The organism is Delftia sp. NA_296.1, from assembly GCF_052692095.1.
Genome location: NZ_JBQZGF010000004.1, coordinates 353,847 through 366,891, shown reverse-complemented (window position 1 = coordinate 366,891; position 13,045 = coordinate 353,847). Strand labels below are relative to the sequence as shown.

At 67.3% G+C, this 13,045-nt stretch carries 11 protein-coding genes; 5 read left to right on the top strand and 6 right to left on the bottom strand.

The genetic code is table 11. The annotated features are described in order from the left end of the window. Positions 1–43: 43 nt before the first annotated feature. On the bottom strand, positions 44–328 hold the full coding sequence (locus ACUTR7_RS12585) for a DUF2798 domain-containing protein (RefSeq protein ID WP_192366332.1): 285 nt from the start codon (positions 326–328) through the stop codon (positions 44–46). Between the two features lie 143 nt (positions 329–471). On the opposite strand from ACUTR7_RS12585, the gene ACUTR7_RS12580 reads away from it, so the two are divergent. Further along, positions 472–1,416 carry a LysR family transcriptional regulator gene (locus tag ACUTR7_RS12580; protein ID WP_445608952.1) on the top strand — a complete coding sequence of 315 codons (945 nt, stop codon included), beginning with the start codon at positions 472–474 and terminating at the stop codon, positions 1,414–1,416. A 15-nt stretch (positions 1,417–1,431) separates the two neighbouring features. On the opposite strand, the gene ppsR is transcribed toward ACUTR7_RS12580, so the two are convergent. After that, entirely contained in the window at positions 1,432–2,253 is an 822-nt protein-coding gene (ppsR, locus tag ACUTR7_RS12575; protein ID WP_012206864.1) for a posphoenolpyruvate synthetase regulatory kinase/phosphorylase PpsR, read from the bottom strand. A 209-nt stretch (positions 2,254–2,462) separates the two neighbouring features. On the opposite strand from ppsR, the gene ppsA reads away from it, so the two are divergent. The 4 genes from ppsA to ACUTR7_RS12555 all read left to right on the top strand — a co-directional run bounded on the left by ppsA (position 2,463) and on the right by ACUTR7_RS12555 (position 8,046). Next, entirely contained in the window at positions 2,463–4,853 is a 2,391-nt protein-coding gene (ppsA, locus tag ACUTR7_RS12570; protein WP_445608951.1) for a phosphoenolpyruvate synthase, read from the top strand. A 17-nt stretch (positions 4,854–4,870) separates the two neighbouring features. After that, complete coding sequence (locus tag ACUTR7_RS12565; protein ID WP_012206862.1) at positions 4,871–5,251, top strand: DUF4212 domain-containing protein; 381 nt, start codon at positions 4,871–4,873, stop codon at positions 5,249–5,251. Then, positions 5,244–7,334 carry a VC_2705 family sodium/solute symporter gene (locus tag ACUTR7_RS12560; protein WP_071956556.1) on the top strand — a complete coding sequence of 697 codons (2,091 nt, stop codon included), beginning with the start codon at positions 5,244–5,246 and terminating at the stop codon, positions 7,332–7,334. The genes ACUTR7_RS12565 and ACUTR7_RS12560 overlap by 8 nt, the downstream gene beginning before the upstream one ends. 187 nt (positions 7,335–7,521) lie before the next feature. Continuing rightward, positions 7,522–8,046 (top strand): hypothetical protein, encoded by a 525-nt coding sequence (locus tag ACUTR7_RS12555; protein WP_043819156.1) that lies wholly within the window; start codon positions 7,522–7,524, stop codon positions 8,044–8,046. A 107-nt stretch (positions 8,047–8,153) separates the two neighbouring features. Here ACUTR7_RS12555 and ACUTR7_RS12550 read toward each other — a convergent pair whose 3' ends face one another. The 4 genes from ACUTR7_RS12550 to ACUTR7_RS12535 all read right to left on the bottom strand — a co-directional run bounded on the left by ACUTR7_RS12550 (position 8,154) and on the right by ACUTR7_RS12535 (position 12,922). After that, complete coding sequence (locus ACUTR7_RS12550) at positions 8,154–8,507, bottom strand: FKBP-type peptidyl-prolyl cis-trans isomerase (RefSeq protein WP_012206859.1); 354 nt, start codon at positions 8,505–8,507, stop codon at positions 8,154–8,156. 109 nt (positions 8,508–8,616) lie between these two features. Next, entirely contained in the window at positions 8,617–8,922 is a 306-nt protein-coding gene (locus ACUTR7_RS12545) for a winged helix-turn-helix transcriptional regulator (RefSeq protein ID WP_012206858.1), read from the bottom strand. 220 nt (positions 8,923–9,142) lie between these two features. Next, the gene (locus tag ACUTR7_RS12540) at positions 9,143–10,231 is read right to left on the bottom strand and encodes a Bug family tripartite tricarboxylate transporter substrate binding protein (RefSeq protein WP_445608950.1); all 1,089 of its coding nucleotides are present in this window, start codon (positions 10,229–10,231) and stop codon (positions 9,143–9,145) included. 156 nt (positions 10,232–10,387) lie between these two features. Then, on the bottom strand, positions 10,388–12,922 hold the full coding sequence (locus tag ACUTR7_RS12535) for a TonB-dependent siderophore receptor (protein ID WP_445608949.1): 2,535 nt from the start codon (positions 12,920–12,922) through the stop codon (positions 10,388–10,390). Positions 12,923–13,045: the final 123 nt, after the last annotated feature.

The following is a 13,045-nucleotide window of genomic DNA, read 5'->3' as shown; positions in this document are numbered from 1 at the left end:
CCCAGGCCCTGAAAACAAAGATCCGGCCCTGCGACGGGCCGCGTCAGAGATGCACGGTGGCGGCCACCAGCTTGCCCACCAGCGGACGCACCACCATCACGCAGACAAAGGCCACGGGCATGGCCAGCACATAGGCCTGTATCACGCGCCGCAGGTAGTCGGCGCCCAGGCCGCTGTTGGCGCCGACGATGGCGCAGCACATCAGAAACGCCATGATGGCCGACATGTAGAAGGCAAAGACGATGGGTGCGAAGCGGCGGTGCAGCTTGCGGCTGCGGGGGGCTGCAGGGGAAATGGAGGCAGAGGTGGATGCGGAGGTAGGAGGCATGGACACGGTCCGGTCAGGCCGCTTGTCGATTCGGCGCGGCAAGTGCAGGACTGTAGGCAAGGCCCGTGCTGCCGTGTAGAGGGCTGCAGCTTGGTGCACTCGTAAGCTATATTGATGAATTGATTTTTCATCCATAGTTTTTTGTGCCTAATCTGCGTTCCATCGAGACCTTCGTCAAAGCCCTGGAAGGCGGCTCCATTGCCTCGGCTGCGCGCCAGCTGGGCATTTCTCCGGCGGCGGCCAGCCAGAACATCGCCCGGCTGGAGCGCGAGCTGGGCACGCGGCTGATCACGCGCACCACGCGATCCATGGCGCTGACCGAGGCGGGCGAGCGCTATCTGGCGCGCGTGGGCCCCGTGCTGCAGGAGCTGGAAAAAGCGCAGTCCGACCTGTCCCAGCTGCACGGCGAGTTGCAGGGCCGGCTGCGCATCGCCTGCATGGCAGCCTTTGGCCGCCATGTGCTGGCGCCGCTGCTGCCGGCCTTTGCCGCGCAGCATCCCCGGCTGGAGCTGGAGTTGCTGGTGGTGGACCGGCAGGTGGATGTGCTCAAGGAAGACGTGGACATCAGCGTGCGTTACCGCGATGTACTGGAGCCCGGCATGGCCGTGCGCCAGCTGGCGGCCGTGCCGCGCGTGCTGTGTGCATCGCCGGCCTATCTGCAGGCCCATGGCAGGCCACGGACGGCCCAGGATCTGCTGGACCATGCCTGCCTGCTGTACCGGCGCGAGGCCGATGGCCGCTTCATGCGCTGGCCGTTTTCACGCGACGGCAAGCGCGTGGACCCGCAGCTGCGCGTGACCGCCATCGCCAGCGACGTGGATGCCCTGACCGAGATGGCCGTGGCCGGGGGCGGCATTGTCTGGATCGGCAGCTTCATTGCCCACCGCTACATGCGCGAAGGACTGCTGCAGCCGCTGGCCCTGGGCCCGGCGCGCAAGGGGCAGCTGCATTTCGAGGACACCACGCTGGATTTCTTCGCCTGCTTTCGTGACCGCCAGTACGTGCCGACCAAGGTGCGTGCCCTGGTGGACTACCTGGTCGAGACGCTGCCGCAGCAGCCCATGCTGCGCTGGAACGTCCCGGACTGAGCAGCGCAGGGGAGGCTAGTGCCCCAGGTGCTGGGGCAGCACCTCCTGCAGGATGGTGGTGGCGATTTCCTCGATGGACTTGGTCGTGCTCGACAGCCACGGTATGCCGCTGCGGCGCATCATGGATTCGGCCTCGGCCACCTCGTAGCGGCAATTGACGAGGCTGGCGTACTTGGAGTCGGGCCGGCGTTCGTTGCGGATGCTGGACAGGCGCTGCGGATCGATGGTCAGGCCGAACAGCTTCTTGCGCGAGGGCACCAGGGCGGGCGGCAGCTGCTTGCGCTCGAAATCCTCGGGGATCAGCGGGTAGTTGGCCACCTTGAGGCCGAACTGCATGGCCAGGTACAGGCTGGTGGGGGTCTTGCCGCTGCGCGAGACGCCGACCAGGATCACGTCGGCGCCCGTCAGGTCCTGGTGGGTCTGGCCGTCGTCATGGGCCAGCGTGTAGTTGATGGCCTCCATGCGCTCCAGGTATTCCTTGCTCTCGCTGATGTCGGCGAAGCGGCCCACGCGGTGCAGCGATTTCTGACCCAGCTCCAGCTCCAGCGGCCGCACGAAGGTGCCGAACATGTCGAACACCTTGCCCTTGCACTGGCTCTCGATCAGGTCGAGCATGTCCTGGTTGACCAGGGTGGTGAAGACGATGGGCTTGTGGCTTTCCGACTCGGCCACATGGTTGATCTGGCGCACGGCCTGGTGCACCTTGTCCATGGTGTCCACGAAGGGGATGCGAACCAGGCGCGACTTGGTGTCGAACTGGGCCATGATGGCCGTGCCGAAGGTCTCGGCTGTAATGCCAGTGCCATCGGAGATGACGAAGATGGTGTGGGTGTGCATGGTGGTCGGACTCTGGACAGGGGGGCTGCCGTCGGTTCACGGCAAACGCCTACAATGGCGCCCATTATTCCCAATTTCCCATCCATGCTCGCTGCCGGCCTCCAACCAGAACAGCAAAGCCTCGCGCACGCCTGCGTGGATGGATCGACCGTGCCCGGCTTTGGCAGCCGGGGCGGCGCACGACGGTTTTCAACTTCTGGAGCTTTCCCATGTCTCAACTGTTCGAGGCCACCGCCCTCGTCGTTCCGTTTGAACAACTGAGGATGACCGATGTCGAGTCCGTAGGCGGCAAGAACGCCTCGCTCGGCGAAATGATCTCGCAGCTGCCGCAAGGCGTGCGCGTTCCCACGGGCTTTGCCACCACGGCCCACGCCTTCCGCCAGTTCCTGGCCCACGACGGCCTGGCCGACAAGATCAGCGCCAAGCTGGCCGCCCTGGACGTGGAAGACGTCCGCGCCCTGGCCCAGGTCGGTGCCGAAATCCGTGCCCTGGTCGAGAACCAGCCCTTCCCGGCCGATCTGGAGCAGGCCATCCGCGAGGAATTCGTGCGCCTGCAGGGCGGCAACGAGGCAGCCTCGTTCGCCGTGCGCTCCTCGGCCACGGCCGAAGACCTGCCCGACGCTTCGTTCGCCGGCCAGCAGGAAACCTTCCTGAACGTGGTGGGCATCGAGTCGGTGCTGCACAAGATGAAGGAAGTCTTCGCCTCGCTGTACAACGACCGCGCCATCTCCTACCGCGTGCACAAGGGCTTTGCCCACGACGTGGTGGCCCTGTCGGCCGGCGTGCAGCGCATGGTGCGTTCCGACCTGGGCGCGGCCGGCGTGATGTTCACCATCGACACCGAATCGGGCTTCGAGGAAGTCGTCTTCATCACCTCCAGCTATGGCCTGGGCGAGACTGTGGTGCAGGGCGCCGTCAATCCTGACGAGTTCTATGTGCACAAGCCCATGCTCAAGGCCGGCAAGAAGGCCCTGATCCGCCGCAACCTGGGCTCCAAGCTGATCCAGATGGTCTTTGCCTCGCCCGAGGAAAAGGCCGCCAGCGGCAAGCTGGTCAAGACCACCGACGTGGCCCATGAGCTGCGCAACCGCTACTCGCTGTCCGACGAGGACGTGCAGCAGCTGGCCCACTATGCCCTGGTCATCGAGCAGCACTATGCCCGCCCCATGGACATCGAGTGGGGCAAGGACGGCACGGACGGCCAGCTCTACATCCTGCAGGCCCGCCCCGAGACCGTGAAGAGCCAGGCCAAGGGCCAGGCCGAGCAGCGCTACGCCCTCAAGGGCACCGGCAATGTGCTGGCCGAAGGCCGCGCCATTGGCCAGAAGATCGGCACGGGCCCCGTGCGCCTGGTCAATGACATCGCCAACATGGACCAGGTCCAGCCCGGCGACGTGCTGGTGACCGACATGACCGATCCCAACTGGGAGCCGGTGATGAAGCGCGCCTCGGCCATCGTCACCAACCGTGGCGGCCGTACCTGCCACGCGGCCATCATTGCGCGCGAACTGGGCATTCCGGCCGTGGTCGGCTGCGGCAATGCCACCGACCTGCTCAAGGACGGCACCCTGGTCACCGTCAGCTGCGCCGAAGGCGATACCGGCAAGATCTACGACGGCCTGATCGAGACCGAGATCACCGAAGTGCAGCGTGGCGAGATGCCCGCCATCAAGACCAAGATCATGATGAACGTGGGCAACCCCCAGCTGGCCTTCGACTTCGCCCAGCTGCCCAACGAGGGTGTGGGTCTGGCCCGCCTGGAGTTCATCATCAACAACAACATCGGCGTGCACCCCAAGGCCATCCTGGACTACCCCGCCGTCGATGCCGACCTCAAGAAGGCCGTCGAGTCCGTGGCCCGCGGCCATGCCTCGCCCCGTGCCTTCTATGTGGACAAGGTTGCCGAAGGCGTGGCCACGATTGCCGCCGCCTTCTGGCCCAAGCCCGTCATCGTGCGCATGTCGGACTTCAAGTCCAACGAGTACCGCAAGCTCATCGGCGGCAGCCGCTACGAGCCCGAGGAAGAGAACCCCATGCTGGGCTTCCGTGGCGCCGCGCGCTACATCTCCGAGGACTTCGGCGAGGCCTTCCGCATGGAGTGCGAGGCACTGCGCCGCGTGCGCGAGGACATGGGCCTGACCAACGTGCAGATCATGATTCCCTTCGTGCGCACGCTCAAGCAGGCCGAGCGCGTCACCCAGCTGCTGGCGGCCAACGGCCTCAAGCGCGGCGACAACGAACTCAAGCTCATCATGATGTGCGAGGTGCCCTCCAACGCCATCCTGGCCGACGAGTTCCTCGAGTTCTTCGACGGCTTCTCCATCGGCTCCAACGACCTGACCCAGCTGACGCTGGGCCTGGACCGCGACTCCGGCCTGGAGCTGCTGGCTGCCGACTTCGACGAGCGCGACCCCGCCGTGCGCAAGATGCTGTCGCGCGCCATCAAGGCCTGCCTGGACCAGGGCAAGTACGTGGGCATCTGCGGCCAGGGCCCTTCGGACCACCCGGACTTCGCCCAATGGCTGGCTGACGAAGGCATTGCCTCCATCTCGCTGAATCCCGACAGCGTGGTCGCCACCTGGCAGCGCCTGGCGCAGTAAGGGCTGGCAGCGTCGCCATGCATACGCCGAAAGCGCACTTGCATGACGACGCGGTCGGGGGACCGTCCGAAGGCGAGACCTTCGCCCCCGACCTGCACGACATCCGCCATCTGTGGCTCAAGGCCGTGCTGTTCGCGGTCTGGGTGGCCGTCTCCTTTGGCGCCTGCTACTACGCGCGCGACCTGCAGGCGCTGATGCCCGACTGGCCGCTGGCCTACTGGTTCGCGGCCCAGGGGGCAGTCCTGATGTTCCTGGCCATCGTCATCGTCTATTGTTTGTCCATGGACCATTTCGAGCGCCGCGAGGCCCGGGCCGCTTTTGCGACGGCACCGGCTCCCGCATCCCCATCGGCCGATACGCAACCGTCCGCACCGCCATCGCCTCCCGGCCATGGCTGAGCGAGCACCGCTGACGGCGGCCTCCCACTGGCGGCTGCACCGCATCGTGGCCCTATACACGCTGGGCGTGCTGGGTTTTCTGGCCCTCATGTTCTGGGCCGAGCAGCAAGGCCTGTCGCGCCACTGGATAGGCCCCATCTTCCTGTTCTTCACCGTCATGGTCTATGCGGCCATCGGCGTGTACCTGCGCACCAGTGACCCCGAGGAGTACTACGTCGCGGGCCGGCGCATTCCGCCCTTCTACAACGGCATGGCGGCTGCGGCGGACTGGGTCAGCGCGGCCTCGTTCATCAGCCTGTCGGGGGCGCTGTACCTGCAGGGCTTTGCCGGCGTGCCGGGCCAGGCCGGCGGACTGGCCTACCTGCTGGGCTGGACGGGCGGCTTTTGCCTGGTCGCCATGCTGATCGCGCCGCACCTGCGGGCGATGAAGCTCTACACCATTCCCGATTTCTTCCAGCAGCGCTACGGCGGGCGCTGGCCGCGCGTGATCGCGGCGCTGGCGGCCGTGATCTGCTCGTTCACCTATGTGGTGGCGCAGATCTACGGCGTGGGGCTGATCGCCTCGCGGCTGACGGGCGTGCAGTTCGAGATCGGCATCATGCTGGGCCTGGGCGGCGTGCTGCTGTGCTCCTTCCTGGGCGGCATGCGCGCCATCACCTGGACCCAGGTCGCGCAGTACGTGGTGATCCTGCTGGCCTTTCTGATCCCCGTGTCCTGGCTGGCCTACCGGCAGATGGGCAATCCCGTGGCGCCGCTGGCCTATACGGCCCAGCTCAGCCAGATTGCGGAGATGGAGCAGCGCCTGCTGGACTCGCCGGCCGAGCAGGAGGTGATCGCCGCCTACCGCCTGCGCGCCGAGGTGCTGGAGGACAAGCTCAAGGACGTGCCGCGCGTTCTGGCCGCCGAGCGCCAGGCGCTGGCCGAGCGCATACGCGATCTGCGCACGCGCAGCGGCGATATCGGCGCCATCATGGCCGCCAGCCGCGAACTGGCCGCCATGCCGCGCGACGAAGCCGCCGCGCGCGCGCTGTGGACACGACAGCTGCAGGAAATGCGCGAGCGCGAGAAGCCGCTGGGCGGCATCCCGCTGCACAGCCTGCCATTCGCCGGCAACCCCGACGGATCGCCCCAGGAGCAGCAGGTCTACGAGGACAGCCGGCGCAACTTCCTGGCGCTGATGTTCTGCCTCATGGCCGGCACGGCCGGCCTGCCGCATTTGCTCACGCGCTACTACACGGCGCCCTCGGTGTCGGGGGCGCGGGCCTCGGTGGGCTGGACGCTGTTCTTCATCGGCGTGCTGTACATGAGCGCGCCGGCCCTGGCCGTGCTGGTCAAGTTCGAGGTCATGAACAACCTCGTGGGCATCCGCTTTGACGAGCTGCCCAACTGGATGGCGCAGTGGGCCAGGGTGGATGCCTCCTTGCTGGCCGTGGAGGATGTCAACGGCGACGGCGTGCTGCAGTTCGGCGAGATCCGCATGGGCGCCGACCTCATCATGCTGGCCACGCCCGAGCTGGGCGGCATGCCCTACGTGGTCTCCGGCCTGGTGGCGGCCGGCGGCCTGGCTGCGGCGCTGTCCACGGCCGATGGACTGCTGCTGACCATCAGCAACGCGCTGGTGCGCGACCTGTACTTTCGCGAGCGCCGCCGCCGCGCCTCGCCCGAGCAGCGCGTGATCCTGTCCAAGTTCGCGCTGCTGGTGATGGCGCTGTCGGCCGCCTTCGTGGCCTCGCGCCGTTCCTCGGACATCCTGCCCATGGTCACGGCATCGTTCTCGCTGGCGGCCTCGGCCTTCGTTCCGGCCATGGTGCTGGGCATCTTCTGGCGTGGCACCACGCGCCGGGGGGCCGTGGCCGGCATGCTGGCCGGGCTGGGCGTCACGCTGTACTACATGGTCTCGCATGTGCCGGCACTGCAGCCCGTGCTGCCCGAAGCGCTGCACGCGCGCCTGTGGTGGGGCATACAGCCGATTTCGTCGGGCGTCTTCGGCGTGCCGGCCGGCCTGCTGGTGACCTGGCTGGTCAGCTGCCTGGACCCGCGCCGCCGGGCACCGGCGCGTTCCGTGCCCGCAAAAGCGTCCTGACGGGCAGAGGCCGCCGGGCGGGAGGATGGCCATTTTCTGCCCCGTTTTTGCGCTTTTGGCAGATCTGGATCATTGCCGGCCCCACTGAAGCCCGTGCGTGCTGGAAAACCCGCTTTTGGGAGCCGGAGGCTCATGACACGCTGCGAGCCGTGTCCGATCCGATCCCTTGCAGAGAATCCCGTCCGCCATGCATTTTGTGAAAACGTCCGCCGGCCAACAGGCATTCAAGGAACGCCATGCCGATCTCTCGCCCCGGTTGCGCTCGGCCTTTTTGCTGTTTGACGGGCAACGCAGCCTGGCGCAGGTGCTTCAGGCCGTGGCCGGCATGGGCGTGACGCAGGACGAGATCCTGGCGCTGGTGGAGCGCGAATGGCTGGCACCGCGCGACGCGGCCGAGCCCCGGCTGGGCGTGGTGGCCGTTGCGGTGCCTTCGGTCCCTGCCGCGCCTGCTGCAGCGGCTTCGTCCACGGATTCGACTGGCGATGCCCCCGCGCAGTCCGAGCCATCGCTGGCCGTGCGCTATCGCAACGCCTATCCGCTGGCCGTGGCCATCACGGCCAACCTGGGCCTGAAGGGGTTCCGGCTCAACCTTGCCGTGGAAGCGGCCATGGGCTACGACCAGCTGGTGGCGCTGGCGCCGCGCCTGCGCGAGGCGGCCAGTCCTGCCAGCTACCTGCCGCTGCACGAGGCGCTGTTCGGCAAGGCACCTTGAATGAGGAATGGCCCGCACGCGTCCCGAGAGGGTTTGGGGCGGACCGTCCATGAAAAAGGGCAAGGCGCCTTCGCACCTTGCCCTTGCATGAATCCGTGGGTGCAGGCTCAGACGGCCAGCAGCTCCACGTCGAACTTCAGCGTGGCGTTGGGGGGGATCACGCCGCCGGCGCCGCGGGCGCCATAGCCCAGCTCGGCCGGGATGATCAGGGTGCGCTGGCCGCCCACCTTCATGCCTTGCACGCCTTCGTCCCAGCCCTTGATCACCATGCCGCCGCCCAGGGGGAAGACGAAGGGATCGTTGCGGTCCTTGCTGGAGTCGAACTTGGCGCCCTGCACGCCGTTGTTGTAGAGCCAGCCCGTGTAGTGCACGGTCACGCTGCGGCCGCGCTGGGCTTCGGCGCCGTCGCCCACGACGGTGTCTTCATACTGCAGGCCGGATGCGGTGGTGGTGAAAGCCATGGTGGTATTCCTTGAGAGAGAAACGGTAGGGGGAAAGGAGACGACCCGGCGGGCCGGTGGCCCTGCGCGGGAAGAGGCCGTGGCGCCTGGTGCCGCGCCCGGCCTGACATCACTTCTTGGCGCGCGCGGCCACCCAGCGGTTGGCAAAGGCCTGCACATCGGACAGGCGCTTGAGCAGGTCCTGGCCGGCCAGCGTCACGGTGTAGCCGTCGGAGCCATGCTCCAGCAGCCCGCACTCGCGCAGCTCCTTGATGCGGGTGTTCAGCGTGTTGGGCGTGATGCCGCCCACGCTGTCTTGCAGCAGTCGAAAGGTCTGAGGATGGCCGTCCCGCAGCGCCCACAGCACGCGCAACGCGTAGCGGCATTCGAGTTTCTCGAACAGCTGGTTGATGGCGGCGTTTTCCTTGGAGCTCATGACGCTTCTCCTTGCGCAATGGTGTGGGTGAGCCGGCGGGTGCGTCCGGGTGGGACGCGCGCCGAGCCAAGTCCCGGGGAACTATAGCTCTGGATCCATTCTGCTACAAGTTTGGTAGCTCAAAACCCACAGCGGCAATGCCCCACGCTAGAGGAATACGCGTATGACCAAGCCAGTGTTGCAGGCCCGCCACGTGGCTTGCCCGCTGCGCGGCGGTTTCTCAGCTCTTGAGTTTGAGCAGATAGGTCATCACGCTGGCCGTGGTGTGCTCCAGCTCCAGAAAGCCGTTGAAATCGCGGCCCGCCTGCCAGGAAGGCTCCCAGCGGTTCTGGCGCAGGGCGCGTTGCCAGCTCTCGTGCTGTGTGGCCTGCTCCACGGCGCCCAGCAGGGCCTGGGCACGTGCGGCGCTGACCTGCTTGCCGGTGAAGACGGCGCGCCAGTTGGCCATGTCCGCATCCAGCCCCTGCTCGCGGAACGAGGGCAGGCCAAACAGGCTGCGGCGCGAGGACACGCCGATGGCGCGCAGCTTGCCGCTGGCCAGCGCCTCGCTGAACTCGCTGTAGCCGGACACGCCCATGCGCGCATCGCCCTTGAGCAAGGCCTCCACCACCTGGGCGCCACCCGGGAATGGTTTGTAGACCAGTTGCTCGGGCGCTGCCTTGGCCGCGCGCGTGAGCAGGCCGGCGAACATGTGGTCCACGCCACCGGCCGAGCCACCCGCAAACGACTGGTGGGCCAGGTCGCTGCGCAGCGCGGCCACCAGGTCCTTGGCATTGCGGATGGGGGAGTCGGCAGGTACGGCGACAACCAGGTAGTCGCTGGTCAGGCGGGCAATCGGCTGCACATGCGACATGTTGACGGCCGGCTTTTGCAGTGCCACCGCACCGACCATCACCATGCCGCCGATCAGCAGGGCGTCGGGGTCCTTGCCATGGCGCTCGGCAAACTGGGCCAGGCCGATGGTGCCTCCCTTGCCGCCCACGTTTTCATACTCCACGCGCTCGGCCGCGCCGCTGGCCACCAGCGCCGCGCCCAATGCGCGGCCGGTCTGGTCCCAGCCGCCACCGGCATTGGCCGGAATGACGATGCGCAGGCTGGTCGCCACGCGCTGGGCGCTGCCGGCAGCCCGTGGCGCATGGGCTGCAGGTGCTGCCGCTGGCGGTGCGGCATGGGCCAGAGGAGAGCACAGCATGGCCAGGGCAGCGCCCTGGGCCAGCATCTGGCGGCGGTTCTGGCGCGTTCCATCGGCGGTATGGGCGACGGTATGGGCGGCGTTGGCGGCGGTTTGCGAAAAGCTCGGAAGGCGCATGCAGTCTCCAATCGGGTTCGCGCGCCATTGTGGGCGCAAATGAATCAGAAAAGCAGATTATGTAAGCATGTGCGTCAGCTGCTTGACACAACACAGTACAGCGCAGTGCGGCCCGCGCGGCTCTGTGATCTCTGGGCCGGTGCGGTCCCTCAGCGCTCAGAAGTCGTAACGCATGCTCACGTTGACGCTGCGTGGCGCGCCCCAGGTGTAGTACAGGCCCTGGGCATTGAAGTTGGTCACGCCAGAGAAGTAGTGCTTGTCGAACAGGTTGTTGACGTTGGCCGCGATGCTGAGGTGGCGGTTGATCTGGTAGCGCGCCATCAGGTCCATCACCCAGTAGGCGTCCTGGCGCAGCGTGGCGGCGCCGCGGCTGGTGGAGATGGCGCTTTGCCAGCGCGCGGCGCCGCCCACGGTCAGGCCGGACAGCGCGCCCTGCGCGAAGCGGTAGGTGGTGCCCAGCTTGAACTGGTGGCGCGGGCTGGTGGCGGCGTTGTCCAGATTGCTGTTGATGGTCACGTAGCTGCCCTGGGCCTGCCAGCCCTTGGCCAGCTCGCCGGACAGTTCCAGTTCGAAGCCGCGCCTGCGCGCGCCCTGGACCGCGCGGTAGGCCGTTTCGCCATTGGGCATGAGCCCGTCTTCCACGGCTGTGTTGTCGGTGCGCATCCAGAAATGGGCGACGCTGGCGTTCAACCGCTTGTCGAAGAATTCGCCCTTGGCGCCGATCTCGTAGGTCAGGCCCTCCTCAGGCGGCAGGGTGCGTTCCTGCAGATCCTTGGCGCTTTGCGCCTTGAAGATGCTGGCGTAGCTGCCATACAGCGAGATGTTCGGGCTGACGTCATACACCAGGCCCGCATAGGGCGTGACCACGCCGTGCTCGCGCATGTTGTAGTTGTACCAGCTGATGTCGGTCACATCCTTCTGGTCGTAGTTGGTCACGCGCAGGCCGGCGATCAGCTTCAGCGGATCGGCCAGATTGAAACGTGCCGCGCTGTAGAGATAGCTGCGCTTGTTGCTGAACAGGTCGTTGGAATAGGGGATGTTGTCCGCTGGCGCCGGGATGGCTGCGCCGCCCTGGCTGAAGTCCACCTGCGGCAGGTCCAGGCCGGGGCGCGCGCCGCGCAGCAGCGTGGTGCGGTTGCGTGCGGCGCCCGCGCCCACCAGCAACTCATGCTGGCGGCCGAACAGCGTGAACGGGCCCTGCACGTCGATGCTGATGTTCTGGTTGCGGGACTCGATGTCCTTGTAGGCCGCGAACTGGGCCGAGCTGGGCAGGGCGTAGCGCAGCAGGCCGATCTGCATGTCGGGCGTCTTCACCTCTTCATGCGACATCTGCAGCTTGGCCTTCCAGCCGCTGGCAAAGCGGTGCTCCAGGCGCGCGAAGCTGTTGAGCGACTCCTGCTCGTAGCCCGACCAGGGCGCGGCGATGTTCAGCGAGCGCGGCATCCAGCCGACGAACTGGCCGGTGCCCGTGTAGCCCTGGATGGGCGTGGTGCCGCCCGAGCCGCGCAGCTCGCGCTGGCGATAGGTGATGCCGGCGCTCAGCAGGGTGTCGGGGGTGAGGTCGTATTCCAGCGTGCCGTACAGCATGGAGCTGTTGCTGTGCTGGTGGTCGCGGAAGCTGTCGCCGCTCTTGCGCGAGGCCACCAGGCGGCCGCGCAGGCTGCCTTCCTGGTTCAGCGGACCGGCAATGTCGGCATCGGCACGGTAGGTGCCCCAGCTGCCCGCGCTGGCCATTGCGCTGGCCTGGAAGTCGCGCGTGGGGCGCTTGCGGATCAGGTTGACCGTGGCTCCGTAGGCGCCGTCGCCATTGATCAGGCCCGACGAGCCCTTGAGCACTTCAACGCGGTCGATCTCGGCCAGATCGTCCAGCGAGTACATGATGTGCGTGTTCCAGCCCCAGCCATTGGTGAGCTGGCGGCTGCCATCGGTCTGCAGGTTGACGCTGGAGCCGCGCACGTTGAAGGTGGTCATCTCGCTTTGGCGGACCACGGCCACGCCGGGCGTCTGCTCCAGCACGTCGGTCAGCGTCTCCAGCTTGAAGTCGTCCATGCGCTGGCGGGTCATCACGCTCACCGACTGCGGCGTCTCGCGCAGCGACAGGCCCAGGCCCGTGGCCGTGCTGCTGGGTCCGGTCGCGGTGTAGGCGCCCGTGCCTTCCGTGGCGCTGCCGACCTCGGCCTTGGCGGTGACGTGCACCTCGCCCAGCGTGGTGGCGCCCACGGCTGAGGCGGCAGGCGCTGTCGAGGACGCAGGCGATGCTTGCGAGCGGCGCAGCGTATAGCCGCCGTTGCCCGAGGTCGCGGCCGCCAGACCCGAGCCCGCCAGCAGGCGGGTCAGCGCCTCGGCCGGCGCATGGCTGCCCTGCAGGCCCGGGCTTTGCAGATCGCGCACCAGCTCGGGCGTATAGGCCAGCAGCACGCCCGAGGCCTTGGCGAAGCGCGTGAGCGCGGCCTCCAACGGTCCTGCCGGAATGTCGTAGGCCTGGGCGCGCTCGGTACCTGTCTGGGCCTGGGCCTGGCCCTGGCCCTGGCCCTGGGCATTCGCGGGCAAGGGCAGGGCGGACAGGCTGGCCAGTGCGGCGGCCAGGGCCAGGGTCAATGCGGACAGGTGGAACAGGGGCGCAGGCTGCGCGGGGCGGAGGACGCGTGCCGCGGCGGTAGCGAGGCGGCGCTGGTGATGGAGGTCGGACATGTTGGTGCGGTCTTTGGATCAGGGAGGAAACATGGCGCCGCAAAGCGCCTCTCCCCTGCTTGTCACGCGAGATGGGAAAAGGTACAGACCGAGGTCACCGGGCCGGGTTGTCCCGCCGCCTTC

Excerpts from the sequence above, each read along its gene's own strand:
- ACUTR7_RS12560 (WP_071956556.1), top strand. The coding sequence starts at position 5,244 with ATGGCTGAGCGAGCACCGCTGACGGCGGCCTCCCACTGGCGGCTGCAC.
- ACUTR7_RS12535 (WP_445608949.1), bottom strand. The coding sequence starts at position 12,922 with ATGTCCGACCTCCATCACCAGCGCCGCCTCGCTACCGCCGCGGCACGC.
- ACUTR7_RS12555 (WP_043819156.1), top strand. The coding sequence starts at position 7,522 with ATGCATTTTGTGAAAACGTCCGCCGGCCAACAGGCATTCAAGGAACGC.
- ppsR (WP_012206864.1), bottom strand. The coding sequence starts at position 2,253 with ATGCACACCCACACCATCTTCGTCATCTCCGATGGCACTGGCATTACA.
- ACUTR7_RS12545 (WP_012206858.1), bottom strand. The coding sequence starts at position 8,922 with ATGAGCTCCAAGGAAAACGCCGCCATCAACCAGCTGTTCGAGAAACTC.
- ACUTR7_RS12585 (WP_192366332.1), bottom strand. The coding sequence starts at position 328 with ATGCCTCCTACCTCCGCATCCACCTCTGCCTCCATTTCCCCTGCAGCC.
- ACUTR7_RS12550 (WP_012206859.1), bottom strand. The coding sequence starts at position 8,507 with ATGGCTTTCACCACCACCGCATCCGGCCTGCAGTATGAAGACACCGTC.
- ppsA (WP_445608951.1), top strand. The coding sequence starts at position 2,463 with ATGTCTCAACTGTTCGAGGCCACCGCCCTCGTCGTTCCGTTTGAACAA.
- ACUTR7_RS12565 (WP_012206862.1), top strand. The coding sequence starts at position 4,871 with ATGCATACGCCGAAAGCGCACTTGCATGACGACGCGGTCGGGGGACCG.
- ACUTR7_RS12540 (WP_445608950.1), bottom strand. The coding sequence starts at position 10,231 with ATGCGCCTTCCGAGCTTTTCGCAAACCGCCGCCAACGCCGCCCATACC.